At 46.0% G+C, this 25973-nt stretch carries 21 protein-coding genes and 1 pseudogene; 15 read left to right on the top strand and 7 right to left on the bottom strand.

Features of this window, described 5'->3' with window-relative positions; all coding sequences use genetic code 11:
* Window positions 1–6: 6 nt before the first annotated feature.
* Window positions 7–747, bottom strand: a complete 741-nt coding sequence (locus tag DW033_RS00945; protein WP_048928412.1) for an NUDIX domain-containing protein — start codon at window positions 745–747, stop codon at window positions 7–9.
* A gap of 240 nt (window positions 748–987) precedes the next feature.
* On the opposite strand from DW033_RS00945, the gene DW033_RS00950 reads away from it, so the two are divergent.
* Complete coding sequence (locus DW033_RS00950; RefSeq protein WP_048928411.1) at window positions 988–2808, top strand: TrkH family potassium uptake protein; 1821 nt, start codon at window positions 988–990, stop codon at window positions 2806–2808.
* 12 nt (window positions 2809–2820) lie between these two features.
* Window positions 2821–3507, top strand: a complete 687-nt coding sequence (locus tag DW033_RS00955; protein WP_122369387.1) for a TrkA family potassium uptake protein — start codon at window positions 2821–2823, stop codon at window positions 3505–3507.
* Between the two features lie 69 nt (window positions 3508–3576).
* On the opposite strand, the gene DW033_RS00960 is transcribed toward DW033_RS00955, so the two are convergent.
* Together DW033_RS00960 and DW033_RS00965 are read right to left on the bottom strand one after the other, a co-directional pair.
* Window positions 3577–4458, bottom strand: a complete 882-nt coding sequence (locus DW033_RS00960) for an aldose 1-epimerase family protein (protein ID WP_048928409.1) — start codon at window positions 4456–4458, stop codon at window positions 3577–3579.
* Complete coding sequence (locus DW033_RS00965) at window positions 4458–5237, bottom strand: hypothetical protein (protein WP_048928408.1); 780 nt, start codon at window positions 5235–5237, stop codon at window positions 4458–4460. Before DW033_RS00965 ends, DW033_RS00960 begins: the two co-directional genes overlap by 1 nt.
* 237 nt (window positions 5238–5474) lie before the next feature.
* On the opposite strand from DW033_RS00965, the gene DW033_RS00970 reads away from it, so the two are divergent.
* Genes DW033_RS00970 through DW033_RS00985 form a run of 4 tightly spaced genes read left to right on the top strand, consistent with a single transcriptional unit; the run spans window position 5475 to window position 10277 of the window.
* Window positions 5475–6407 (top strand): DUF362 domain-containing protein, encoded by a 933-nt coding sequence (locus DW033_RS00970; protein ID WP_005862822.1) that lies wholly within the window; start codon window positions 5475–5477, stop codon window positions 6405–6407.
* 6 nt (window positions 6408–6413) lie between these two features.
* Entirely contained in the window at window positions 6414–8012 is a 1599-nt protein-coding gene (locus DW033_RS00975) for a 4Fe-4S dicluster domain-containing protein (protein ID WP_048928407.1), read from the top strand.
* Window positions 8013–8048: 36 nt separating this feature from the next.
* Complete coding sequence (gene tgt / locus DW033_RS00980) at window positions 8049–9179, top strand: tRNA guanosine(34) transglycosylase Tgt (RefSeq protein WP_005857473.1); 1131 nt, start codon at window positions 8049–8051, stop codon at window positions 9177–9179.
* A gap of 12 nt (window positions 9180–9191) precedes the next feature.
* Window positions 9192–10277, top strand: a complete 1086-nt coding sequence (locus DW033_RS00985; RefSeq protein WP_005857475.1) for an LptF/LptG family permease — start codon at window positions 9192–9194, stop codon at window positions 10275–10277.
* A gap of 91 nt (window positions 10278–10368) precedes the next feature.
* Here DW033_RS00985 and DW033_RS00990 read toward each other — a convergent pair whose 3' ends face one another.
* On the bottom strand, window positions 10369–11373 hold the full coding sequence (locus tag DW033_RS00990; protein ID WP_122297265.1) for a DUF4925 domain-containing protein: 1005 nt from the start codon (window positions 11371–11373) through the stop codon (window positions 10369–10371).
* 163 nt (window positions 11374–11536) lie between these two features.
* Between DW033_RS00990 and DW033_RS00995 the strand changes: the two genes are divergently transcribed.
* A complete protein-coding gene (locus tag DW033_RS00995) occupies window positions 11537–11926 on the top strand; it encodes a putative quinol monooxygenase (protein WP_048928253.1) in 390 nt (129 codons plus the stop codon).
* Between the two features lie 73 nt (window positions 11927–11999).
* Here the strand turns inward: DW033_RS00995 and DW033_RS01000 are convergent, their stop codons facing one another.
* Complete coding sequence (locus DW033_RS01000; RefSeq protein WP_005857480.1) at window positions 12000–13325, bottom strand: PhoH family protein; 1326 nt, start codon at window positions 13323–13325, stop codon at window positions 12000–12002.
* 167 nt (window positions 13326–13492) lie between these two features.
* Here DW033_RS01000 and DW033_RS01005 point away from each other — a divergent pair, with 167 nt between their 5' ends.
* Window positions 13493–14104 carry a MarC family protein gene (locus DW033_RS01005; RefSeq protein WP_005857556.1) on the top strand — a complete coding sequence of 204 codons (612 nt, stop codon included), beginning with the start codon at window positions 13493–13495 and terminating at the stop codon, window positions 14102–14104.
* 76 nt (window positions 14105–14180) lie between these two features.
* Here DW033_RS01005 and DW033_RS01010 read toward each other — a convergent pair whose 3' ends face one another.
* Window positions 14181–16547, bottom strand: a complete 2367-nt coding sequence (locus DW033_RS01010) for an outer membrane beta-barrel family protein (RefSeq protein WP_048928251.1) — start codon at window positions 16545–16547, stop codon at window positions 14181–14183.
* Between the two features lie 183 nt (window positions 16548–16730).
* Here DW033_RS01010 and DW033_RS25265 point away from each other — a divergent pair.
* The 5 genes and pseudogenes from DW033_RS25265 to DW033_RS01035 form a co-directional block, all read left to right on the top strand.
* Window positions 16731–16811: pseudogene (locus DW033_RS25265) on the top strand (cysteine hydrolase); the annotation flags it as partial.
* Window positions 16812–17106: 295 nt separating this feature from the next.
* Complete coding sequence (locus DW033_RS01020; protein WP_005862871.1) at window positions 17107–17988, top strand: AraC family transcriptional regulator; 882 nt, start codon at window positions 17107–17109, stop codon at window positions 17986–17988.
* Between the two features lie 95 nt (window positions 17989–18083).
* Window positions 18084–20465, top strand: a complete 2382-nt coding sequence (locus DW033_RS01025) for a response regulator (RefSeq protein ID WP_121960740.1) — start codon at window positions 18084–18086, stop codon at window positions 20463–20465.
* A gap of 83 nt (window positions 20466–20548) precedes the next feature.
* Window positions 20549–22069 carry a sensor histidine kinase KdpD gene (locus tag DW033_RS01030; RefSeq protein WP_005862875.1) on the top strand — a complete coding sequence of 507 codons (1521 nt, stop codon included), beginning with the start codon at window positions 20549–20551 and terminating at the stop codon, window positions 22067–22069.
* A 24-nt stretch (window positions 22070–22093) separates the two neighbouring features.
* Window positions 22094–22777: a response regulator transcription factor gene (locus DW033_RS01035; RefSeq protein ID WP_005862877.1), complete on the top strand. Its 684-nt coding sequence runs from the start codon at window positions 22094–22096 to the stop codon at window positions 22775–22777.
* Here the strand turns inward: DW033_RS01035 and DW033_RS01040 are convergent.
* The gene (locus DW033_RS01040) at window positions 22767–23024 is read right to left on the bottom strand and encodes a TIGR03905 family TSCPD domain-containing protein (protein ID WP_005862879.1); all 258 of its coding nucleotides are present in this window, start codon (window positions 23022–23024) and stop codon (window positions 22767–22769) included. The genes DW033_RS01035 and DW033_RS01040 overlap by 11 nt on opposite strands.
* A gap of 83 nt (window positions 23025–23107) precedes the next feature.
* Between DW033_RS01040 and DW033_RS01045 the strand changes: the two genes are divergently transcribed.
* Window positions 23108–24424 carry a folylpolyglutamate synthase/dihydrofolate synthase family protein gene (locus DW033_RS01045; protein WP_121960741.1) on the top strand — a complete coding sequence of 439 codons (1317 nt, stop codon included), beginning with the start codon at window positions 23108–23110 and terminating at the stop codon, window positions 24422–24424.
* 23 nt (window positions 24425–24447) lie between these two features.
* Entirely contained in the window at window positions 24448–25863 is a 1416-nt protein-coding gene (locus DW033_RS01050; protein ID WP_005862883.1) for an MFS transporter, read from the top strand.
* The last annotated feature ends 110 nt before the right edge of the window (window positions 25864–25973 follow it).

Below are 25973 nucleotides of genomic sequence, written 5' to 3' on the forward strand. Positions count from 1 at the left end.
ATGGTTTTATATCTTATTAAACTTCGAACGTTGTTGATTATATTTCACCTTATCAAACCGATAATACCGGGCGGCACGATGGGCGACCCCATCTTGCATATCGTCCGTGGGCACCACGTAATCCAAGGAATTCATCTTCTTATGAAAATTGCGCACGTCCATCTCACGGTTATAGATCACCTCGTACGTGCGCCTAAGCTGGAACGCCGTGAACTTCATCGGCATATAGTCGAAAATGATGGCGGGCTCCTTCTCTACCCAATTACGGATCTCCTGTATGGCAGCCTCGATAATCTCTTTATGATCGAATGGCAAGCGAGGAAGCTCGTCGATAGGGCACCAACGGATCGACTCGGATTTATCGGCCGGACACGTCTTCCTGCTATTCTTGCACAAGGCGAGATAAGCGACCGTGATCAACCGTCCGATCTTCACCTTGGAAGTCGCCTCCAGCCACATCACGTCCAACCGGTTCGAGGTACGGGCGGGGGAACCGAAACAACGGAATTGTTTCAATTGGACACGCTTCAAGCCGGTCGAATCATTCAGTATCCGATAGGCGGCGTCATCTAAATCCTCGTTCTCATAGATCAAGCTGCCGGGTAATTTATAGCCAATCAACTCGCCTTCCTCACTTTTTCGCTCCGCCAACAGCACGGTGAGCTTGTCATCATTGATGCCGAGAAGAACACAGTCTACGGAAACATAAGGGGACAGCATCTCTCTATTCTCGTTTTGTGTATCCATGATATCAGTAATTAGATTTGCGCAAATATAAGTATTTTTCTAAACAAAGCAATTACAAAAGGTCTTTTTTGCATCTCCTAATTGATTATTTTTCTGATATTTCAGTATCGTACATCATACAATATGCTATACAACACATAATGTAAGTAAAACAATTAGTATGAGAACAAATAATGAAGGCGCTTTCACGTACCTCTAACTTTTATTTCCTACATTTGTTATATTTATAAAACATCGGACATGAATCTAAAAAACATATACTTCTCTTGGCTGATTTATTGGGGTAAAATGAAGGGATTATTGAACGGGATAGCGGAAGCGATTATCCTACTCGCCTCCTTAGCCTCTTTCTTCGTATTGATCTACCAATTCGGCTTTGTACAGACACCCGATTCCGTCCATATCCTAGAGCGCTCCCGCCCATTCATCCTGCTAGCTTTTTTCACGGGCATAACACTCCGGTACGTGGTGAGGTTCCAAGAAATCATACAGGAGAAAATGTTGTATCTCGATATCAGCATCTATTTCCTTTTATTCGCCGTATTATCCAGCAAGATATTTTTCAAGGATGCCATAGCGCACTCTTTGCCTTATTTGTCTTTCCTTACGAAACCTCTCTTCGTATATGTCTTATTATTGCTGCTTAGCACGATTCACTTATCCCGGCAGACGTTCACGCTGATGCAGACACGGATCAAGCCCTCGTTGCTTTTCTTGCTCAGTTTCGTGTTCGTGATATTGGTCGGGGCCGGGTTGCTATCGTTGCCGAACGCCACTACGCACCGGATTCCGTTTATCGACGCTTTGTTTATCTCCACGACCTCGGTATGCGTAACCGGACTAACCACCGTCGACGTAGCCACTAGTTTCACGCATATCGGGCATATTATCATCATGATTTTAATACAGATCGGCGGTATCGGGGTCATGACATTTACCTCTTTCTTCGCCCTCTCCTTCATGGGAAAATCCTCTTTTACGAGCAAGATGATGCTGAAAGATATGTTGAACGAGGATCGGACGGGAGGGTTGTTCCGGGTCATCTTAAACATTCTTTTCGTGACCTTGTTTATCGAGGGGATCGGCGCCTATTTTATTTATATGGACGTACGGGGAAGCCTGCCGGGAGGTACGCAGCAGGAATTATTCTACGCAATGTTTCATGCCGTGTCCGCTTTTTGTAACGCAGGGATCTCTACCTTGAGCGGCAATATGTACGATCCGTTAGTGGCGGATAAGTACAACCTCCATTTCTGGATAGCCATGCTGATTATATTCGGAGGCTTGGGCTTCCCGATCGTCTTCAATTACCTGAAACTCTTGCATCACTTGCTGATGAATGGTATCAAGATATTGATCGGTAAGCAAAAGCATTATATCCATACGCCCCGTATTATTAATGTACATACGTACATTGTTGTTATATCTACCTTGATCCTGTTAATTACCGGAACGGCTTTCTACCTCTTTTTCGAGTATGACAATACCTTGGGCGACCTTCCCCTGCGGGGGAAACTGGCAAATGCGTTCTTAGGCGCCGTCACGCCTAGAACGGCAGGATTCAACGTAGCGGATATGGCTACATTGGCCCCTCCGACCTTAATGCTGACGTTGATCCTTATGGTAATCGGAGCCGCCCCTATGTCCACCGGCGGCGGATTGAAAGTGACCACCGTTTTCGTAGCTCTGGTTACGACCTTGAACGCCGCACGTGAGAAAGATAAAGTGGAAGTGAGAAAACGGGAGATCGCCCCATTCGCCATCCGCCGGGCATTCGCTATCATCATGATGTACTTCATGTGGGTGGCGATCGCTACGTGGGTATTATCCTATACGGAAAAAGGGGCGCCGCTGTTCTCCCTATTGTTCGAGGTTGTTTCCGCCTTGAGTACCGTAGGCTTGAGCATCGATTATACCCCTCACCTCACCCCTATCGGGAAAATCATCATTATCAGCACGATGCTGGTCGGACGTATCGGGGTATTGGCCTTCCTCGTAAGTTTCTGCAAGGAATACACGAAAAAGAACTACACATATCCACAAGAAAATATATTAATGTAAAAATAAGATAGCATGAAATATTTAGTAATCGGATTAGGGAATTTAGGACGTGCGATAGCGAAAGACTTGACACGTGTCGGCAATGAGGTGATCGGCGTAGACATGGATCTGCATCGTGTCGATATGCTGAAGAACGACATAGCGGGGGCGGTCGCCTTGGACTCTACGGACAAAGAGGCATTGAGCACCCTGCCATTGAGTGAGATGGATGCCATTATCGTAACATTCGGTAAGGATTTCGGGACTTCCGTTCAGACCGTCGCTTTATTGAAAAGTCTGGATGCGGGCAAACTGATCGTGCGGGCGATCTCCTCGATCCATGAGACGGTGATCCGTGCGATCGGGGTAAGCGAGATTATTACCCCGGAAAAGGATTTCTCTACGATGTACACCTCCCAAGCCTCTTTAGGCGGCCTGTTCCGGCATTGGTATAAAGTAACCGACACGGAACATCTCTATAAGATCAAGACACCGGCCACTCTTGTCGGGCAAACCATCAAGAACATCGATTTCGAGGAGAATTTCGGCATCCATCTGGTAGCGATCGAACGTCCTTACGAGAAAAAGAACCTGATCGGGCTCACACAGACAGAATACAAGGTTATCAGCCGTATCACCGAGGAATTGATGATCGAGACGGATGATCTGCTGATCTTATTCGGAAAGATGGAGCTATTGAATAAAATAGCCAACATCTAAAACAAAACATAGGCAGACGATCACGATATAATCAGCGTCGTCTGCCTACGGCAAATATCAACGAAGCGATCAAGCCCCCGCTATCTCTATCGTATAGGAGGCATCGAAGACCTCTCCCGGTTCCAAATGCCATACCCAATCCCGGTCTTTATACTCACCCGTATAATCCACCCGGTCGCAACGCCCATACCAAGGTTCGATACAGACAAACGGAGCGTTTCTCGTAGGCGGAGACCATAAGCCTACCACCGGAGCCGTAAAGGTTAGCGAAAGGTACGGATGTTTCTCCACATCCAATAAGTCCACCCGCTTAATCTGGCTGTCCTCCAAGATAAACGTATCGATATCGAACGTATGGATATTCAACGGCAGCAACCCGTCCGCATCCAAAGGTACCGGACGAACCACGTCCCCTACGCACCCTTTCTCCACCAGCGCACGGTATACGAGCTCTTTTTTCACATCGAAAGCGAAATACCCCCGATCCGGTTGATCCACCTCATAATTCGGGTACAGGAAAGCCGGATGAGCGCCGATCTGGAAATGCATCGTCTTATCTCCCGTATTCTTCACACGCCAAAGCACCTCCACCTTATTGCCCTCCAAACGATACCCGATCTCCAGAAGGAAAGGGAACGGATAGGCTCTCAGCGTGTCCGGGGTACTTTCCAGTGCGAAACGCAACTCGTTCTCCGCCTCATCGATCAACGTAAAATCCATATCCCGTGCAAAGCCGTGCTGCGACAGCGGATACACGGTTCCCTCGTTCCGATACTCGGCCTTCCATACGCTCCCGACGATCGGGAACAATACCGGGGAATGACGTTTCCAGAAAGCGGGGTCCGCTTGCCAGAGATACTCCTTTCCCGTAGCGTTCGCCACGATACTACTCAACTCCGCTCCATGTTCGGAGACACGGATCGTTAGTTCTTGATTTGATACTGTCTTCATTATGATAAGTTTAGTAATTGTTCGGCGGGAAGTCCCTTGCTTTTCAAGAAACCGTTCAAAGTCCCGAATAATAAGGGCTGCCGCCGGAAATCTTCCAGATAAACCCGTTTCAGGCAGTCTACCGGCATCGATACCGGAACGTATGGGATCAAGTTTCCATGCTCATAACGATAGAGCACCTCGTCCGTAGCTTGCAGCGAGGCCAACCGCCATTCCTTATCCCCCACCGAGGAAGGCTGCTTCACCTCCAGACAGGCGTTACACAGCATCGAGAAAAAGCGGGAATCAGGCGTAAAGCCCGTGTGCTCCTCATCAAAAAAGAAGGTATCGTATTCCTTTTCCAATTGTGCCGTAAAATGGTTCAAGATAGGCTCCTTCTCATACTTGCAGGACAACAGGGAATAATTCTCGAACAGGCAAAGCTCGCCCAACGACTGATAGTCCAGCTCAAGGACCAGAGAAGGCTCGGCAGAGCGGGCCGGCTCACCGGGTTTCTCATACAAAGGGATCACGTACATGCCTATCTCCGGCCCCACCAGCATCCGGCTGTCCTGTCTGAAAAAGGGCATCGCCTTCTTGCTCTTTTCCACAGGTATCCCTTTGCGTTCCTCATACAAGCCGATAGACTCCCTAAGCAAGGAAAGCCCATACTCGATCTCCTCTTGCGGCACGATATGCATCAACCCCTTCGCCGGAAGCGTGAAAAAGGAATCAGGCCCCGAGGTAGTCCGAAAGCTTTCGACAAAAGCGTTCAATGATACTCTACAATATAAAACCATACAATCTGTTTTTTGCCTCGCAAGGTAGAAAAATATTATCAGAACCGATATGCCTTCCGACAAGAATTTATCTTATTACGCAAGATCACTGCAACCCGGGTTGCAGTAAAAAGCAGTTCTACTTTGTAAAAGGAGTTGACTCGCATATCAAAATAATCATTATCTTTGTTCGGAATAACAAGCGAGTAAAAAAAGACCGTACCGTAAATCAAGTATAAACCAATATAGTATACAATTATGAAACGTCGTGATTTTTTAAAGACCAGTGTCATCGCTAGCGCGGCTCTATCCTTAAATTTTGAAGGTCTGCAAGCGGCCCTTTCCACGAACACCGTAGCCGTAGAGAAGGCTCCCGATATGGTAGCCGTTATGGGTGGAGAGCCGGAGGTGATGCTAGATAAAGCCTTGGAAGCCCTTGGCGGTATCGGAAACTTCGTAAAGAAAGGACAAAAGATCGTAATCAAGCCGAATATCGGTTGGGACCGCTCTCCTGAATTGGCCGGTAATACGAACCCCAAATTAGTGAAAGCCTTGGTCAAGAAATGCTTGGAGGCCGGCGCCTCTAAAGTGACCGTATTCGACCACACCTGCGATAACTGGCAGAAATGCTATGAGACGAGCGGGATCGCCGAGGCCGTAAAAGAGGCCGGAGGTATCATCATGCCTGCCAACGATGAGAAATATTTTAAGGAAGTATCCATTCCGGGTGGCGTGAACCTGAAAAGCGCCAAGATCCATGAGGCCCTGATCGAGGCGGACGCATGGATCAACGTCCCCGTATTGAAGAACCATGGTGGGGCGAAGATGACTTGCGCCATGAAGAACTATATGGGAATCGTATGGGATCGCCGTTTCTTCCATCAAAATGATTTGCAACAATGTATCGCCGATATTTGCACTTGGCAAAAGAAACCGGTATTGAACATCGTGGACGCTTATCGCATCATGCACCAAAACGGCCCGCAAGGAAAGAGCGCGGCCGATGTGGCTACCTTGAAATCCTTGATCGCCTCCACCAATATCGTCGCTATAGACACCGCCGCCCTTCGCCTGTTCAACCAAGTGAAGAAGCTGGATATGGCCGCCGTAGGTCATATCGGTAAAGGCGAGGCTTTAAAGCTGGGTACAACGAATCTGGATAATGTCACGATCAAACGTATTAAGATATAATCGAGGATGAAGAAGCCTAATTACTTAAAAGGATTGCGGGTCGTACTCGCGATCCTCATTTTCGTACCCATACTTTTATTCTTCGTTGATTTCGCCGATGTATTGCCGGACAACCTGCACACGTTGTTGCATCTCCAGATCATGCCCGCTATTTTAGGGGGAATGGCGGGGTTGGTAGTCTTCCAATTCGTATTGGCTTTATTGTTCGGCCGGATCTATTGCTCGGTTATTTGCCCGGCGGGCGTATTGCAAGATATTATCAACCGGGTTTTCTGTATCGGAAAGAAGAAAAAGAAAGGAGTACGCAGGTTCAGCTATCATAAGCCCATGAATATCTTACGGTACTCTATTCTCGGGCTTACATTCGTACTGGCTGTTTTCGGGATGATCGAATTATGTACGTTGCTAGATCCGTACAGTAACTTCGGCCGTATAGCGAACAACCTGTTCCGTCCGGTCGTCATGTGGGTCAATAACCTGCTGGCCGACGGATTGGCACGGATGGATAACTATACGCTTTATCACGTCACGATTAGCAACGTGACGGTATTCGGCGTGATATCCGCTTTGGTTGCGCTACTCGTATTCATCATCATGGTCGTATTCCGGGGAAGGTTGTTCTGCAATACGCTTTGCCCGGTAGGAACGCTGTTGAGCCTGATCTCCCGGTATTCGTTTTTCCGGATCTCCTTTGACAAAGAAGCCTGTACGCATTGTGGTAATTGCGAGCATACTTGTAAGGCGGAGGCGATCGACAGCAAGAACCTCACCGTAGATACCTCCCGTTGCGTAGATTGCTTCAACTGCGTATCCTCGTGCGCTAAAGGAGGATTGCAATATCGTTTCAAGCCTTCCTTCAAGAAAGAAGCCGAAACAGCTCGCATACAAACGGACGTGATCCAACAGGCTACCGCTCCGAACAGCCGCCGTACATTTCTCTCGGCAGGGGCTACCGTCGCGGTCTCCCTCCCGATCGTATCCACCATTGCCCAAGGAATTGAAAAAGGGCATGGCAAAGGGCAGCACGGGCAAGGTAAGCACGGCAAGAAATGGCCCCCTATCGTACCGCCGGGAGCGATCAGCTTAGAGCGTTTCAAGGATGTATGTACCGGATGCCAGATTTGCGTGACCCAATGCCCGAGTCATGTACTACGTCCCACGGGACTGGAGTACGGCTTTGATTATATGTTGAAACCCCGTATCGCTTACATCGACAGTTATTGCAACTACGAATGCACGGTCTGCTCGGAGGTTTGCCCCACGCACGCTATAAAGCCGCTTACCAAGGAAGAGAAAGCGACTACGCAAGTGGGCATCGCCACCTTCTTCATCAACCGCTGTATCGTAAAGACGGAGGGGACGGACTGCGGGGCCTGCTCGGAACACTGCCCTACCCAAGCCGTGCATATGGTTCCTTACGAGGGCACGCTTACCATCCCGCAAGTAAACCCCGATCTTTGCATCGGTTGTGGCGGCTGCGAATCGATCTGTCCCGTACGCCCGATGAGAGCGATCATCATCAAGGCAAACGAGGTACACAAGTTCGTGGAGAAGCCCAAAGAGGAAGAGGTGAAAAAGGTAGAAATAGATGACTTCGGATTCTAAGAGAAAAATGCTACCTTTGTCACAAATTTTTGATACATGACATTTGAATTACAGTATAACGATACGAAATCGAACGCTAGGGCGGGCTTGATTACCACCGATCACGGGGTAATCGAGACGCCTATTTTTATGCCCGTGGGTACGCAAGGTACGGTAAAGGGTGTACATATGACCGAGCTAAAGGAAGATACCAAAGCACAAATCATCTTGGGGAATACGTACCATCTGTATCTTCGTCCCGGTATCCAGATCTTGGAGCAGGCCGGAGGCTTGCATAAGTTTAATACATGGGATCGCCCGATATTGACCGATAGCGGGGGGTTTCAGGTATTCTCCCTTTCCGACAATCGTAAGCTGCATGAAGAGGGAGCCGAGTTCCGCTCGCATCTCGACGGCTCCAAGCATATGTTCACGCCGGAGAAGGTGATGGATATCGAACGCTCTATCGGTGCGGATATCATCATGGCCTTCGATGAGTGTTGCCCGGGAGATGCCGACTACAATTACGCCAAGCAATCACTGGGTCTAACCGAGCGTTGGCTGGATCGTTGTTTCGCCCGCTTCAACAGCACGGAGCCGAAATACGGCTACCGGCAAAGTCTCTTCCCGATCGTACAGGGATGCGTCTATACAGACTTGCGGCAGAGGGCGGCGGAGAACGTGGCCCGAAAAGGCGCCGATGGAAACGCTATCGGGGGACTGGCCGTTGGTGAGCCTACCGATAAGATGTATGAGATGATCGAGGTCGTAAACGATATCTTACCGAAAGATAAACCTCGTTACTTGATGGGCGTAGGTACCCCGATCAATCTGCTGGAAGGGATCGAACGGGGCATCGATATGTTCGACTGTATCATGCCGACCCGTAACGGACGCAACGGCCAACTCTTCACCCGCTTCGGTACTATCAATATGCGTAACAAGAAATGGGAGAACGATTTCTCGCCGGTCGATCCGGACGGACATTCCTACGTGGATACCTTATATAGCAAGGCTTATCTGCACCACTTAATCAAGGCGAAAGAAATGCTTGGCTTACAGATCGCTTCTATCCATAACCTCGCTTTCTACCTATGGCTGGTGAAAGAAGCGAGGGCACACATCATCGCTGGCGATTTTACTACATGGAAAAGTGGTATGGTCCGTCAATTAGCGAACCGGTTATAAAAAACGAGACAGATGAAATTTAAACTAAAACGGATCGATTGGTATATCATTAAGCAGTTTCTGGGCACGTACGTGTTCGCTATCGCCTTGATTATCTCTATCTCCGTCGTTTTCGATATAAACGAGAAGATCGATAAGTTCTTGAATCCGGATGTCCCCTTGAAGGCGATCATCGTGGATTATTACTTGAACTTTATCCCCTATTTCGCCAATTTGTTCAGTCCGTTGTTCACATTTATCGCCGTGATCTTTTTCACGTCGAAGCTAGCGGATCGTTCGGAGATCATAGCGATGCTTGCCAGCGGTATGAGTTTCCGTAGGTTAATGCTTCCTTATGCGGTCTCGGCTACGATTATCGCTATCGTGACGTTTATCCTGAACGCTTACATCATTCCCCCGGCGAATGAGACTCGTATCGATTTCCAGAACAAATATATCCGTAACAAGAAGGTGGATTACGTAAAGAACGCCCAATTGGAGATCGAGCCGGGTGTTATCGCTTATTTCGATAGCTATGACGCTCGCTCGAACATGGGATACCGTTTCTCTTTGGAGCATTTCGAGGATAAGAAATTGATCTCCCGCCTGACCGCCAAGTCGATCAAATACGACTCGCTTTATCAATGGACCGTTATCGATTATATGATCCGTGATTTCGATGGCATGCGGGAACATATTTCCCAAGGCTCCCGTAAGGATACGACCTTGACCATCGTGCCCTCGGACTTCCTGATTTCCGTGAATGATTGCGAGACGATGACAACGCCCGAACTGAATACGTATATCAACCGGCAGAAAAAAAGAGGTATCGGGAATATACAGACCTTCCAGATCGAGTATCATAAGCGCTTCGCCACGATTATGGCGGCGTTTATCTTGACTTCTATCGGAGCGTCGTTGTCTTCCCGAAAAATAAAGGGAGGTATGGGTATGAATATTGGTATCGGATTGGCGTTGAGTTTTTCTTACATCCTGTTTATGACGGTTACTTCCACCTTCGCTATTAATGGTTATGTGAGTCCTGCCGTAGCGGCCTGGATACCGAATATAGTTTATACATTTATAGCGATATTCTTATATCAGAAAGCACCAAGGTAATTGATTAACTCCTATATTGGTATAACTCTGCCAAATTTCATCCAGTTGTAGAGACGGGGCGTGCCCCGTCTCTACAACCTAGGATTTTCAATTATTTCGTGAAATTAAGTCCAAACTCTAACGTTTTTGCGTTCGGAAGTAGTTGCAATACCATATCTACCATTTGCTGATAATTCTCCGGAACCATCGGTTTCAAGATAGGAGCTATCATGGTCAAAACCGGTACGATTAAATCCTTATCCGCATAAAAAGTAGCCTCACTTCCATCCACCTTCATGTTAAGAGGTAGACCATAATAACCTCCTAAATCAACCAAAAGCTTCATGATCTCGTCAATAGAGATACCAGCGGCCTCCAATTTGTCACCAGCAGCCTGTTGTAATAAAGTAGTCAAGACTGTCACATAATTTTTATCCACAGCCACCATAAATTTCCCGTCTACCACACAATATTGGATACTTGCCATTTTCGTGATCTCACCGATTCCTTTATCCTCAGAAGCCCCTATAGGTCTCCAAGAAACATCGAAGATTCCATCTTCCGGTAAGTTAACATTTACAGCGCTTACTTTGCCCCAAATCAAGTTACCGATAGCAGGTTTTATCATAGGCACGAGATTATCGATAGTAGAATTCCCGGTAACTATATTCGCATAAATAGCTCCCGCACCCGCTTTCAAGCTCCAATTACCTACGATAGAAGAAGTTAATTTACGAGTATAAACAACAGAAGCTACGCCCCCTTTCACCGTACCATTTACCGATACCACGCAATCGCCAACCGTACTCTCGCCGGTAAACGTATAAGTGCCGTCCGCTTCCTTCAATGCGGCATCGATAGCGACCGACTTATTTTCGGGGATGATATTGTTCAAGGTTACGGATGCCTTCTCCGCAGAGGAAGCGGCAATCACGACCGATTTACCGTCAACAGGGATTGTCACTTCACCCATTACCAGATAAACGCTCTTACCCTCGTACGTTTTCGACAGATCTTGCCAGTTACCGGAAGAACTTGAATCGTCATCATCACCACATGCCGTAAAAAAACCCATCGTGCAAATCACGGCAAATACATACAACAAACTCTTTCTCATGACTCTTGTTTTAAATTTAACATAAATAGCTATTAATATTATCACAAATATATCCATTCCAACTTCCACTAACAACAATAATTTAATATCAGATGTTCGATTCCTGTGTTTAGATCAAAAATTCACTACTTTTGTCGTATCAAATACTTAAAAACAATCTATCATGAAGAAAGTGTTTATCTCAATGGCCTGCGTATTAATCGCTCTATCCGGTTGCACGAATGGAGGAAGCAATAAAGAATACATGGAAGTCGTACTGAATATCAAACGGAAAGTAAAACCCGAATGTGTCTCCGCCTTAAAGGAATCATTCTTGAAATGCAAGGAAAGCACGTTGCTAGAACCGGGATGTATCGACTACGGCATGTACCAGTCCCTCACCGATAGCACCGAATTCTTTATCGCCGAGACTTGGAAAAACGACGGGGAATTACAAAAGCACGGCGAAACCGCCCATCTTAAACAACATCTGAATGAGATCAAAGATATGGGAGACCCTTCCTGTAAAGGTAGTTTCCGGAAGATTTATGTCTGCCCGAGTGTAAATGACTAATCATTAAGAATTGAAGATTAAAAATCAAGCTTCACATAAGCGTTTATTTTCAATCTTCAATTCCCTATATTAATTACAAAAGATCTGACGCTAACTCAGATAATTCGCTTCGCTCGCCTTTTATCAAGTTGATATGGGCGAACAAGTCCTGTCCTTTCATCTTGTCGATCATATAGGCCAAGCCATTACTTTGGGCGTCTAGATACGGGGAGTCAATCTGTTGGATATCTCCCGTGAAGACCATCTTCGTTCCCTCTCCCGCACGGGTGATAATCGTCTTGATCTCATGCGGCGTGAGGTTCTGGGCCTCATCGATGATACAATAAGTCTCGGACAAGCTACGCCCCCGGATAAAGGCCAACGCCTCGATCACCAACTGATTGTTCTTCTGCATATCGTCAATCTTACGAACATCGGGATTACCCGGGGCAAACTGAGTCTTGATCACGTTCAGGTTATCGAATAGAGGTTGCATATAAGGAGCGACCTTTTGCTTCTCGTCACCCGGAAGGAAACCGAGATCCTTATTCGCCAAAGCGACGATCGGACGGGCCAAAAGTATCTGTTTATACGTGCCGGCTTGTTTCAAGGCAGAGGCCAACGCCAACAACGTCTTTCCGGTACCGGCCTTTCCGGTCAGCCCCACCAGCTTGATATTCGGATCGTTCAACACCTCGAAAGCGAAACTCTGCTCGGCATTACGGGGCTGGATACCAAAGTTCGTGCCTTTATCCACCTTCTTGATCTTATCCGTAAACGGATTGTAGCGAGCCAATACACTATTACGTACGCTTTTCAAGATAAAGCATTCGTTCGGGTCGAGCTTAGACTTGATATCCAACGAATCTGCGTCCACGCCTTCCGGAGAGCTGTAGATCTTGTCGATCAAATCGGGGTCTATATTCTCATAGGTCTCTTGCGCACGCTCGAAAATATCTACATTCACGACCTTATCCGTGATATAATCCTCAACGGGAATACCCAAAGAACGAGCCTTCATACGAAGGTTCACATCCTTGCTGACCAAGGTTGTCTTGATCTTCGGATTCTTCTCGGCGATCGTCAACGCACAAGACAAAATACGGTGATCTGGCGTTTTATCCGGAAAAGAATGCGCTATTTTCTCCTGGTACTTATCACCGGTCACGATATAGAGTGTACCTTTTCCCGGTCCTAGTGAGGCGCCTTTCAAGAACAGGTCATTACTGGTCAATAAGTCTAGCTCCCGAACAAACTCACGGGCATTATAATTGATCTGCTCACTCCCCTTCTTGAACTTGTCCAACTCTTCTAATACCACGATGGGTAGATAGATATCATTTTCCTGAAAGTTCTCGATGCACTTATAGTCATGTAATATGACATTCGTGTCCAACACAAAATTCTTCTTTGCTCCCATGGCCTTTCGATTTAATGATTATTGCTTCTAATATAAGAACAATTCTGACACGTTGATAGTTCAGGCCTGCTAAAATTAGTTACACACACCAATAATTTCGTCATATTGACCAATTCAAAGAAAATATGTATCTTTACGAGGATAAAAAAACACAGGAGGATAACATCATGTTCACAAATTTCAATTTCCAGCAAATACTTAGCGCCTTTATCGTATTATTCGCTGTTATCGATATAATCGGAGCTATTCCCATCATCATAGACCTAAAGGATAAAGGCAAGGATGTCAATGCGTTGAAGGCAACCCTAATCTCTTTTCTATTGTTATTAGGGTTCTTCTACGCCGGGGATATATTACTCAGGCTTTTCCATGTGGACATCGAGTCGTTTGCCGTGGCCGGCGCTTTTGTGATCTTCCTCCTATCTTTAGAGATGATTCTCGACATAGAGATTTTCAAGAATCAAGGGCCAATCAAGGAGGCTACGTTGGTGCCGCTGGTATTCCCGTTGCTAGCCGGAGCGGGATCGTTCACCACTTTATTATCGCTCCGTGCGGAATATGCCAGCGTGAATATTATCGTGGCGTTAATACTGAATATGCTATGGGTATATTTCGTGGTTCGTATGACACGGAAGGTGGAAAGGGTTTTAGGAAAAGGCGGTATTTACTTGATCCGTAAATTCTTCGGTATCATTTTATTGGCGATATCCGTAAAATTATTCATGAGCAATATCACCCTGCTAATGGAACAGATAGAAGCGAGTACGAAAGCAATATAGGATTTCCTTTAAAAGAGCATCCAGTTTCATCCTATTGAAACAAAGAGTTCATTAGGATGAAACTACAAGGCATCTATTATTTTCCGAAACGGGATGTGTCTATCGAATCATGTTCCTTCTCCTTGTAACCACCAAACTTCCAGACAAAAGATAATTTCAGACATCTCTCATCATTCAATTTCCTCATCCGGCTCCATTGATTGCCTTGGTTTATCTTGATGGTACGTGGAATGCTGCTGGCGAAAATATCGTCTCCTTTAAGTGTCAAGCTGGCACGGTCATTCAAGAAAGTCCATTTTAATCCAGCGGATATCTCATACATGGAACCCAAGTCGTATATACCTTGGATGGCACCGGGAGTCACGTATTGGCCGTCTATCGTCATTTTTAAATTCGGTTTATCACATAGGTTAAATGTGTTACTCATATGCGCTAACCCTAGATAAGCCTCACGGTTATATGAGATGCCGTGGAAGTTATCATTCTTCTCTTGCATCCTCCAACCTCGCAGTGTGATGCGGCTATTCCAAAAACGACCCACATTAAAAGGAATGATCACCGCCAATCCCGCTTCCAGACTATAATCCATATTCTCGAAACGAAAAACGGTCTTCAGTTCCGTATCGCTTTGATAAGGAAGTTGGGCGAAATAATCCGGCGTGTATTCACAGAACGCTACCAGCATATACTTTTGGCGGAAGATATAGACCATCTGCCCCTCATACGTGCGATAAGGTTTCAACAAGGGATTTCCCGCCACCTCCGAGTAAGAGTTTAGAGGCGTTACTTGCGGGGAGACTTGCCAATAACCGGGATAGGTCTTATCGCTACTTATATCGAATTGTAAAATATGTCGGGGAGAAAACGTATAGCTCAGGGATACGGTGGGAAACAACGCCCCCTCATTCCATAGGTTCATATTTTCCCGGCTAGAGGCGTAGTCAGACTTAAAATACTCCCCTTTCAGCCCGACCGTAGCAGAGAAACGCTCTCCGAAGCTTTTCGATACCTCGGCGAAAATATCAGCGATGTATTCCTTTTGTGTATTATCCTCCAACGCTTCCTCGTCCATCTCATAGCCAGCACCTTGCTCATATAAATACTCCGAATAGTTTTTCGACGAGGCGTAACCTCCATGCACGCCGTAATTCAATCCCCACCCGGAAGCGAAACTATGTGTCTTATTTAGGAATACGGACCAGCGGGATACATCCTGTCTCGTATTATTTATCATATCAGTCCGGGAACCATTCGTATTCGTATCCTGGTAATCAAGTACCGAGGGCGAATGATAACGGGTGAAATCCGCTCCTGCCGATATCCCGGCATGTCCGTCATATTGTAAACGTATATTATGAATAGCGGAGTGCCCGTCATCACGGACCAAGCTCGTACTCTCACTTTTATTTTCCGGCTTCGACAGATCCAGATATGAGGTAAAGGCATCACGGTCCGATAAGACTTTATCTCCCTTCAGATAATATGCCAAAGAGAGTTTATCCTCATTCGCGAACGTATAATCCATTCCCAGACGAACCGTTCCTCTATTTACATGGACAAGGGCCCGATTATGTTGGCTTATTTCCGTCATACCACTATTTAATGTATGGCGGGCCAACATATCCTCCCCCATCACATCCCGTCTCTTATTACCATTCAACAGGAAATCTATGCTAAAGCCCTTATTCGTATAAAGTAAATTCACATGCGCATCTCCCCCCGCATGGCGATATTGGGTGTAATCCACACCCGTTTCACCTTGCCAAGAAGGAGTCTCGGACTCATTCTTACTCAATACGACATTGAGTAACGCCCCCTTGACATTATATTTAGCTGGAGCGTTATACATCACCTCAGCCTTTTCGACCCTTGAGGCCGGCATAGTTTTCAGTAACTGGATTAATTGATCTGCCGACATTGTCGTCAACTGCCCATTCAAGATTATATTCAAACGACTGGCCCCTACCAGCTCCAGATTATCATTCCGCTCGATAAGCCCCGGTAAGTCCTTGATGATCTCAAAAGCGTTCGTGGCAGTCTTATCCTTCATCAGTTGAGGGACATCATACGTCAGCTTGCCTCCCTCCAGTTTCACTTGCGGGCGTTCTCCCTTTACGGTAATCTCGGCCAACTGATAATCTTTCTCCTCCAGCACCACCGTACCTACGTTGGCGGTAGTTATCTCTTTCTCTACCATATTATATAAGATGTGTTGGAAAATAAGTCGATACGACTGGTCTAGCGGATGATTCAATCGAAAATCCCCAAGCGTATCGGTAACCACGGCATCCACATATACAGAGTCGAGGGTCTGTAAAATCACCGCCACTCCATCTACCGGCTGTTCCTTGCCATCCATCACCTTCCCGGAAATACCTTGTGCCATAATCTCACCGAGACTCATCAGCAAGCATAAAATCATGTAGTAAATAGTACGTTTCATATCGGTTTGTTTTTATCATTTTTCGTTCATACAAAAGAAACGTATTCTTAAAAGAAACTATGTTACCACTCACTTACGAAGTCTTACCTTGTCTTATCAGGAATGTTATTTAGTCTTATCGCCATTTATCAAACCCAACAAAGAGGAACAAGGTAATCTAGAAAACACCTTCGGAAAAGTAGTATGAGTGGTATCCTTTATGCTAAATCTCACCTAAGGGAATTGCAGGAAAAAGGTTTCAAGGCCGCCGTACTCTTTGACGCGAAAACGTAAACTGAACATTAAGAGGTTCTAACTGTTGATATATCAATCAAATATTTGAAGATAACCTATTAAAAGTTGAAAATCATGTGTACAAGAGTAGTTTATTCGGGAACAAACGGGATGGTAGCGACTGGTCGCACAAGACTTTAAGCCGGCGCAACCGTTCAAGTTTATGGGTGTAAAGGATCTTATTTAGTCTTGGCTAACTATTTTTTGGGATAATATGTTCCATATTTCCTTTTACAACATTTGAGTTTCAATTAATATTTATATTTGACGTCAAAAATCTTACAATATGGATAAACAGTTCCTCTGCCTTGATTCACCTACGGACTTTATGGTTGGTAAATACATATCCGCCGACGAACTCAAGGAGTTTATAAATATTCCTTGTAAGATAAAAGCTGGGGTCTTTATCCTTTGCATGGAAGGGCAAATACGCTCAACTATCAATATGTCAGAATTGACCACTTCGAAACTCAATGTTGTAACGCTATTGCCCAATAGTCGCATACAAATACATGAGATATCCCCCGACATCTTGATCTATTTCATAGCGTTCTCTTTCGATTTTATGTGTTACACCAATTTTATCAAGAGCACGATGGGTTATCTACTGATGATTTACAGGTATCCGATTATAAAAATATCCCAAAACAGGGCCAACCTGATCACGAACTTCTACGAGCTTCTCTATCAATATGCCGTATATCCCGATATCTTGAACAATAAAGAGATGATAAAGGCCATTTTCATGATGTGTAGTCAAGGTATCATAGAAATATACAGTAAAATTTACCCATTAGAGAAACAGGAACTTACACGTCCGTTACAAATCTATCAAGAGTTCCTAAATATGGTATTGAGATACTATACGAAAGAGCATAACGTATCGTTTTATGCCGAGAAGTTGGGCCTCACGTTCTCTTATTTCTCGACATCCATCAAAAAAGCGATCGGAGAGACTCCTCAAGAGATCCTCACGCAAACAATAATCATAGACGCTAAGGCTCAGTTGAAAGGGACCAACCGAGAAATCAAGAACATAGCGATGGACCTCGGTTTTAATAATCTATCGTTCTTTAATAAGTTCTTCCGTCGAAATGTAGGCATGACTCCACAAGAATACAGGGGTAAATCGTATACCTATTCTTGTTACCAGAAAACATCCGACTAGCCGAAAGCAAAAACGGAACATATTATCAAAAAGAAGAATTTCAAGGGTACCTTTTATAATTTTTACTTTTGTAGGATAATATAAAAAGACATACGATGGAAGGGCGAGAGACGGATCTAGAATACAACTTATTGATGGGGCTTACGGGAGCTAGCGTTAGCAAACATTTATTGGATGAGCATTTCACACTTTTATGGGCAAATGACTTCTATTACGATATGATAGGTTACCCCAAAGAAGAATATGAAGCTCTTTTCCACAATAAACCCGATTTGTATTTTAAAGGTTATGATGAAGCTTGGAATATATTATCCAAGAATGTTTACGAGACGATAGCTAATAAAGCCAGCGGTTACGAAACCGTTATCCAGATGCCAACGAGAAAAGGAAAAAGATGGACTAAAATCACCTCAACGTTTACCGACCAACTACAAGACGGCATCCCTATCTCCTATACGGTAATGACCGATGTAGAGGACGTAATGCGAAGGCGGATCGAGCAAACGATCACTTATGATAATATCCCCGGCTTCATATCCAAGCATAAAGTACATAAAGACGGCAGTTTTACATTGCTGGAGGCAAATGATAAATATATGGACTTCTCTGGTATCGATAAAAATTCTTTTTTATCTTTCAGTCCTTTCTCCCGTTTAGATGAAACAAGCCGTAATACGATGAACGCACATATCTCCTGTATGCTAAAAGGGGAACCTGTACATTTCGTTATCCAGTCGAAAGACAAAAACGGAAACGACGCTTGGCTACAGTTGAACGGGGAATGTATTGGCTGGGAAGGTGACGAGCCTATCTATCTTATCGTTTACATCAATATCACCGACATTACCGAACAGAGGGAGTTGCAAAAGAAACTGGAGAAACAGTCAAAGCAACTTAAAGAAGCACTAAAGTCGGCGGAACAAGCCAACCAAGCCAAATCTGATTTTCTCGCCCGCATGAGCCACGATATCCGTACACCCATGAACGCCATCATGGGAATGGCGACTATAGCCAAAGCCCATGTAGATGAACATGAAAGAATACTAGATTGTATGGAAAAAATCAATGGAGCCTCTAAATTATTATTGAGTCTGATTAATGAGGTTCTCGATATGTCCAAGATCGAGAGTGGCAGGTTAATTCTTTCGGAGGATGAGTTCAATGTGGGTGAGCTCTTGCAAGACTTGGTCGTTATGATGCAACCGGAGATCAAAAACAAACAACAAACTTTAAATATACACGTCAAGAACCTGAGGCATGAGAATGTAAAAGGCGATACGCAGCGTATCAAGCAGGTATTGATGAATATCCTCTCGAACGCAATTAAGTATACGCCGGAGAATGGGCGAATCACGATAGAGATCTACGAGAAGGCCCCTCATAATGGCATCGGAAATTATCAATTCGTGTTTGAGGATAACGGAAGAGGTATGAAACCGGAGTTTCTGGATAAGATTTTCGAGCCTTTCGAGCGTGCGAGCGATGATGAGATCAAGAGGATACAAGGTACTGGCCTCGGGATGTCGATCAGCCATAAGATCATTCAGATGATGGGAGGAGATATCAAGGTGGAGAGTGAATATGGCAAAGGTTCCCGCTTCACCATCGACATGCCATTGGTTTGCCGGGATCAGAAGCCCGATGATAAGATAGAGGTAGAAGGTTTAGAGGTTCTTGTGGTAGATGATGATAAGATCGCTTGTCTAAACACGTCTAGCTGTTTGCGAGAGATCGGGATAAACAGTGAATGCGTATATTCAGGTAGAGAAGCTATAGAAAAAGTACGACAGCATCATTTAGCGGAGAAAGAGTATTTCGCCGTGATCATTGACTTGAAGATGCCTCAAATGAACGGCATTGAAACAACCCGGCAAATCAGACGTTTCGTGGGAGCGGACGTACCGATCATCATTCTCTCCGCATACGATCTTGAGGAATATGAGGCAGAGGCTAAGGAGGTTAAGGCCAATGGATTCATCACCAAGCCTCTCTATAAGTCCAAGCTACTCCAAGTATTGAGATCTTTCCTTGACGAAGGAGACCAGCCGGAACCGATCCGCCCATTCAAGTTATCAAACGTCGATTATTCCGGCAAGCGCATCTTGCTGGTGGAGGATAACGAGTTAAATCGTGAGATCGCCGTAGAGATCATCGGCAGCACCGGTATCACTATCGATACGGCGATAAATGGGCTCGACGCCGTACATAAAGTCTCCCAATCGGAAGAAGGATTTTACCAGATAATACTGATGGATATCCAGATGCCTATCATGGACGGTTATGAGGCGACCCGGCAGATTCGTTCCCTCCAACGAAGGGATATCGCACATATGCCAATTATAGCCATGACCGCCAACGCTTTTTCCGAAGACGTGACAAACGCTATCAAAGCGGGCATGAATTATCATTTGGCTAAACCGATTGATATTGGGGCGTTGATGGGCATCCTTAGTAAATATTTACAAGCGCCCGCATAAAGTTTATCTTGCGTATTAAAAGTTCATGTAATAAAATTGTCTATTTTTAGCGATCAATTCGATTATAAGCATAAAGAGACTTCATGAACATCAGACTTCGTTTTAAGTTAATCGCTTTGTTGATCGTCCTATCGCTGGCCGGGCTTTTGGTTTTCCAAGGATACTGGCTGAAAGGTTTATATGATACATTATATAAACAGATGGAGATCAATATAGAGGAAGCGATGAAGATCGCCGACTATAAGGAGTTGTTCCTGCGCATCCGATCTATCAAAAAAGAACAGGGAGCGCTGGGACCTCAAACCCAAGATGTGTACTTCAGCTCAGAGCTAGATCCGTCTAATAAGCAGAAGATGGACGCAAAAGCTTCGATCCATCCGCAGAAAGAAGATCCTGACCTTAACCGGGAAGATATCTTCAAGACGGCAAATCCCGACTCACACATGAAACTACATATCGATTACGGGGATGAGGAGGACTTTAGCTCGATAGACTCTACCCTAACGGATTACCTATATGTAATCGGCGAGGTGGAGGACATGGTGCAGCAAGCGATGCACGCGAATATAGATTCTATAAAACCAATTGATTTCAAGACCTACAACAAATTATTAACCTCGGAGCTGGAGGCAAGAAACATCGTAACGGAACATGAGCTGGTAACGATTTATAAACCAAACAACGGGGACGAGAAGGGTTGGATGCATCTGGACAAGCCGGAACGATTCACTACGTGGAAAAACCCCGTGCATTTCGATTACCCGCTCCATAACGAGAGCACGTTACAATATCGCCTGTTCCTTAAATCGCCGGCTAGCGTGATACTCACCCAGATGAAAGGCATCCTGATCTCCTCCTTCCTATTACTTTTGCTGATCATTTGCGCTTTCATATACTTACTCCGCACCATCTTAAAGCAAAAGACCGTGGAAGAATTGAAGACCGATTTCACCAACAATATGACGCATGAGCTGAAAACCCCGATCAGCGTCAGCTATGCCGCCGTAGACGCATTATTGAACTTTAGCGATCCCGTCAACGAGAAACAGAAGAAATACCTGACGATCGTTAAAGACCAACTTATCCATCTTACCGGATTGGTGGAACAAATCTTGACACTCGCCGTAGAGAACCGCAGTACCTTCCGCTTGCGCCCCGAAACCATCTCATTAAACGAGTTGGTGAACTCCCTCATCGAGCAATACAAACTGAAAGCGAGCAAACCCGTGGAGTTTACTTACTCCATCCCCGAGGATATAGAATTGGTGGCCGATCGTACCCACCTATATAATATGTTGAGCAACCTTATCGATAACGCAATCAAATACGCCGACAAGGAACCTTGCCGCATCGAAGCGACAGCCCGGCAAGACGATCACGAAACGACAATCTCCATAACCGATAACGGCCCGGGTATCAGCGAAGCCAACCAGCGGCAGATATTCGACAAGTTCTTCCGGGTTCCCAGCGGGAATATCCACAACGTGAAAGGTTATGGCCTAGGATTATATTACGTAAAAGACATGATGGGTAAACATGGAGGAACAGCCCGTGTGGAAAGCGTCCCCGGCAAAGGCTCCACCTTTACCCTGCATTTTAAATAATAATCCGAAAATCAAGTATCAAATATGGAAAAGATAAAAGTACTACTAGTAGAAGACGAGCCTACATTGGCCATGATCATCAAGGATACGCTGGATGGGAACGAGTTCGATATCACCCTAGCGGCGAATGGCGAGGAGGGCCTCTCCCGTTATGCGGAGATCAACCCGGACATTATCGTAGCGGATATCATGATGCCCAAGATGGATGGTTTCACGATGGTCAAATTGATCCGTAAGACGGATACGCACACCCCTGTCCTATTCCTATCGGCCCGTTCCGCGGCCAACGACGTGGTAGAGGGCTTCGAGACAGGCGGCAACGATTACCTGAAAAAGCCTTTCGGCATGGCGGAATTGATCGTGCGCATCAAGGCGTTACTGCATAAGGTGTCCGTCCAAAGACCGGAAGCCACCTCTTTCCGTATCGGGCTTTATACGTTCGATTCCATCACGCAGACATTGGTCTACCGGGGAGAGAAACAACTCCTCAGCAACCGGGAATCCGAGATATTGAAGCGCCTTTGCGACAATAAGGACCAAGTATTACCGATGAAAGAGATCTTGATAGACCTTTGGGGAGATGATTCTTTCTTCAACGCACGCAGCCTGCATGTCTTTATCACCAAGCTACGTCATAAGTTATCGAAAGACGAGTCTATCAAGATTTTGAATATCCGGGGAATCGGATATAAGCTGATCATCGATTGAATTGCTTCAATGCCTGTGCCATCTGGTCCGGGCATGAAGTTCCCCTTCCATGACAATCGATGCCAGACAAACGGCCGATAGCGTCTTCGATGCGCATACCTTTCAATAAGGCGCACATGCCTTGCCCGTTACCGTGGCAACCTCCTACAATCTGCACATTCTCGATCACGTCCTCCTTCGCGTCGATCACCATCAACTTAGAACAAACGCCTCCTTGAGGCGTATAGGTTATACGTCGTGTTTCCATTTTCTTTTTCTCTCCTTTTTATAAACGAGTCGCAAAGGTATAAATAAATTTAACTACATTTGTAGCATCTAATTTACAAAAACATGACATACGAGGAAACGCTACACTATCTATATACCAGCATCCCGGTCTTCCAACACAGCGGAGCTTCCGCTTACAAACCCGGTCTTGGTACAAGTATCGCCCTAGATGATTATCTGGGAAATCCGCATAAAGCCTATAAGACCATCCATGTAGCCGGGACAAACGGCAAAGGCTCGGTCAGCCATCTATTGGCGGCCATTCTCCGGCAATCCGGTTTCAAGGTCGGGCTTTATACCTCTCCCCACTTAGTGGACTTCCGGGAACGCATCCGGGTGAACGGGAAAAAGATCTCCCAAGATTACGTGGTCGATTTCGTCGAGCGTCATCGTTCTTTCTTCGAGCCTCTCCATCCTTCTTTCTTCGAGCTGACGTCCAGTATGGCTTTTGAGTATTTCCGCGACCAGCAGGTAGATTACGCGGTTATCGAGGTCGGGCTTGGCGGTCGTTTGGACAGTACGAACATTATCACTCCGATCTTGAGTATCATCACGAATATCAGTCTGGATCATACGCAATTCTTGGGAGATACGGAGGAGAAGATAGCGGCGGAGAAAGCCGGCATTATCAAAAAAGGCGTACCCGTCCTTCTGGGGGAGGCAGAGAAACGCTCCGTTTTCGACCTCTTCCAGAACGAGGCGAGAAAGGCAGGAGCACCTTTCCACTACGCCTTGAGCATGGGAATGCTGGAGGGGACCGGAGGGTTGTCGATGGTACACTGGAAGTTCCCCTCCGTAGAATACGGCGAGGTGATCGGCGAGCTTGCCGGAGAGGTACAACAAGCCAACGCCATCACGGTGTTCTCCGTCCTGCACCTGCTCCGCGAGAAGTGCGGCGTTGACATCCTGCCCGAGGCCGTCCATGAAGGGTTCGGGCACGTGACCCAACTGACGGGTTTGATGGGCCGCTGGCAAACCTTGCGGACAAAACCGACCGTCATTTGCGACACCGGGCACAACGTGGGTGGATGGAAACACATAGCGGAACACCTGAATGCCATGAGAAGCCGTTTCCGCGAAATTTATATGATCGTCGGTATGGTGAACGACAAGGATATCGACGGCGTATTATCCTTGATGCCACCAGATGCTTCTTATTTCTTCACGCAAGCCTCCGTGGAGAGAGCGATGCCCGTAAAGGATTTCGCCATGAAAGCCATGCGGAAGGGACTGCCCGGAGTCCTTTGCGAAACGGTGGAAGAGGCGGTCGAGAAAGCGTTAAAAAGTGCCGACAAGGATGACTTGATCTTTATCGGCGGAAGCACCTTTATCGTAGCGGACGCTCTCCCCTTGTTCATGAAAGAAGACGAATACAAATAATATAACTCTATAAAACAAATATCATGATAGAAAAAATTCATCAGAAACTAAGTGACTCGAAAGTCGCACGCTGGAGTGTACTCGCTTTGGCGGCATTCACGATGCTTTGCGGATACTTCCTTACGGATGTAATGGCTCCGCTTAAACCGATGTTGGAAGAACAGCTAAGCTGGACGAGTACGGAATATGGTTGGTTCACCAGCGCTTACGGTTGGTTCAACGTATTTCTTTTCATGTTGATTATTGGTGGTATCGTTCTGGATAAGATGGGTGTCCGTTTCACGGGTGTCGCTTCCTGTATCTTGATGATTATCGGTTGTTCCATTAAATATTACGCCATCTCGGACGCGTTTACGATGGAAGGAGAGCTTTTCGGATGGAAGGCGCAAGTGATGGTGGCCGCCCTCGGATACGCGATCTTCGGTGTCGGCGTGGAGACCGCCGGTATCACGGTATCTAAGATTATCGTACGGTGGTTCAAGGGAAAAGAGATGGCGTTGGCTATGGGCTTGGAGATGGCTACGGCTCGTTTGGGTACGGCCTTGGCTTTATCTATCACGGTTCCCGCCGCCAAGTACTTCGGTAGTATCTCCGCTCCTATCTTGCTTTGTCTTTGTATGTTGTGTATCGGTTTGATCGCCTTCCTCGTATTTTGCGTGATGGATCGCAAGCTGGACGCTTCGATGGACGCTATCGAGCAAGCCGAGGAGGAAGAGCCTTTCCGTTTGAAAGATATCTTATTGATCGTTACCAATAAGGGTTTCTGGTTGATCGCTCTGCTTTGCGTATTATTCTATTCGGCCGTATTCCCCTTCTTGAAATACGCTACGGACTTGATGGTCAATAAATATAACGTAGATCCGGAGTTGGCGGGAAACATCCCGGCTATCTTACCTTTCGGCACGATTCTTCTGACTCCGTTCTTCGGTAACTTATACGACCGCAAGGGTAAAGGGGCGACGATCATGATCTATGGTGCCTTGATGTTGATCGGCGTGCATTTATTATTCACGCTTCCGATCTTGAATCAGTGGTGGTTCGCGACAATCGTGATGATCGTATTGGGTATCGCTTTCTCCTTGGTTCCATCGGCGATGTGGCCATCTGTTCCGAAGATTATCCCGGAGAAGCAATTAGGCACGGCTTATGCCTTGATTTTCTGGGTACAGAATATCGGTCTGAGTATGGTTCCCTTATTAATCGGCTGGATATTGGATACGTATTGCAAAATAGACAATGGTACGGGCAAACCGGCTTACGACTATACGATACCGATGGCAGTCTTCACCTGCTTCGGTGTACTCGCCCTCTTCATCGCCTTGATGTTGAAACGTGAGGACCGGATCAAAGGCTACGGCCTTGAATTGCCGAACATCCAAAAGGACGCCGATAAAGCCGAGGCCGAGATAATCGCTAAAGAGATGATCGCGGAGCCTTAATAAAGCTCATAACCCTAAATAAATGGAAGGCGCTGTAAACTTGATTTACTGCGCCTTTCTTTTTGATGACTGAAAACCATCGTCATTGGAACACACAAAAAGTTCGTTTG

It is taken from the genome of Parabacteroides sp. AF39-10AC, assembly GCF_003635405.1.
GTDB classification, from domain to species: Bacteria; Bacteroidota; Bacteroidia; order Bacteroidales; family Tannerellaceae; genus Parabacteroides; species Parabacteroides distasonis.

What these genes read in the sequence shown, in the direction of transcription:
- DW033_RS01030 (WP_005862875.1), top strand. Translation starts at nt 20,549, where the DNA reads ATGAACATCAGACTTCGTTTTAAGTTAATCGCTTTGTTGATCGTCCTA.
- DW033_RS01025 (WP_121960740.1), top strand. Translation starts at nt 18,084, where the DNA reads ATGGAAGGGCGAGAGACGGATCTAGAATACAACTTATTGATGGGGCTT.
- DW033_RS00965 (WP_048928408.1), bottom strand. Translation starts at nt 5,237, where the DNA reads ATGGTTTTATATTGTAGAGTATCATTGAACGCTTTTGTCGAAAGCTTT.
- DW033_RS01010 (WP_048928251.1), bottom strand. Translation starts at nt 16,547, where the DNA reads ATGAAACGTACTATTTACTACATGATTTTATGCTTGCTGATGAGTCTC.
- DW033_RS01000 (WP_005857480.1), bottom strand. Translation starts at nt 13,325, where the DNA reads ATGGGAGCAAAGAAGAATTTTGTGTTGGACACGAATGTCATATTACAT.
- DW033_RS01050 (WP_005862883.1), top strand. Translation starts at nt 24,448, where the DNA reads ATGATAGAAAAAATTCATCAGAAACTAAGTGACTCGAAAGTCGCACGC.
- tgt (WP_005857473.1), top strand. Translation starts at nt 8,049, where the DNA reads ATGACATTTGAATTACAGTATAACGATACGAAATCGAACGCTAGGGCG.
- DW033_RS00995 (WP_048928253.1), top strand. Translation starts at nt 11,537, where the DNA reads ATGAAGAAAGTGTTTATCTCAATGGCCTGCGTATTAATCGCTCTATCC.
- DW033_RS00975 (WP_048928407.1), top strand. Translation starts at nt 6,414, where the DNA reads ATGAAGAAGCCTAATTACTTAAAAGGATTGCGGGTCGTACTCGCGATC.
- DW033_RS00950 (WP_048928411.1), top strand. Translation starts at nt 988, where the DNA reads ATGAATCTAAAAAACATATACTTCTCTTGGCTGATTTATTGGGGTAAA.
- DW033_RS00990 (WP_122297265.1), bottom strand. Translation starts at nt 11,373, where the DNA reads ATGAGAAAGAGTTTGTTGTATGTATTTGCCGTGATTTGCACGATGGGT.
- DW033_RS01040 (WP_005862879.1), bottom strand. Translation starts at nt 23,024, where the DNA reads ATGGAAACACGACGTATAACCTATACGCCTCAAGGAGGCGTTTGTTCT.
- DW033_RS00960 (WP_048928409.1), bottom strand. Translation starts at nt 4,458, where the DNA reads ATGAAGACAGTATCAAATCAAGAACTAACGATCCGTGTCTCCGAACAT.
- DW033_RS01045 (WP_121960741.1), top strand. Translation starts at nt 23,108, where the DNA reads ATGACATACGAGGAAACGCTACACTATCTATATACCAGCATCCCGGTC.
- DW033_RS00955 (WP_122369387.1), top strand. Translation starts at nt 2,821, where the DNA reads ATGAAATATTTAGTAATCGGATTAGGGAATTTAGGACGTGCGATAGCG.
- DW033_RS00970 (WP_005862822.1), top strand. Translation starts at nt 5,475, where the DNA reads ATGAAACGTCGTGATTTTTTAAAGACCAGTGTCATCGCTAGCGCGGCT.
- DW033_RS01020 (WP_005862871.1), top strand. Translation starts at nt 17,107, where the DNA reads ATGGATAAACAGTTCCTCTGCCTTGATTCACCTACGGACTTTATGGTT.
- DW033_RS01005 (WP_005857556.1), top strand. Translation starts at nt 13,493, where the DNA reads ATGTTCACAAATTTCAATTTCCAGCAAATACTTAGCGCCTTTATCGTA.
- DW033_RS00985 (WP_005857475.1), top strand. Translation starts at nt 9,192, where the DNA reads ATGAAATTTAAACTAAAACGGATCGATTGGTATATCATTAAGCAGTTT.
- DW033_RS00945 (WP_048928412.1), bottom strand. Translation starts at nt 747, where the DNA reads ATGGATACACAAAACGAGAATAGAGAGATGCTGTCCCCTTATGTTTCC.
- DW033_RS01035 (WP_005862877.1), top strand. Translation starts at nt 22,094, where the DNA reads ATGGAAAAGATAAAAGTACTACTAGTAGAAGACGAGCCTACATTGGCC.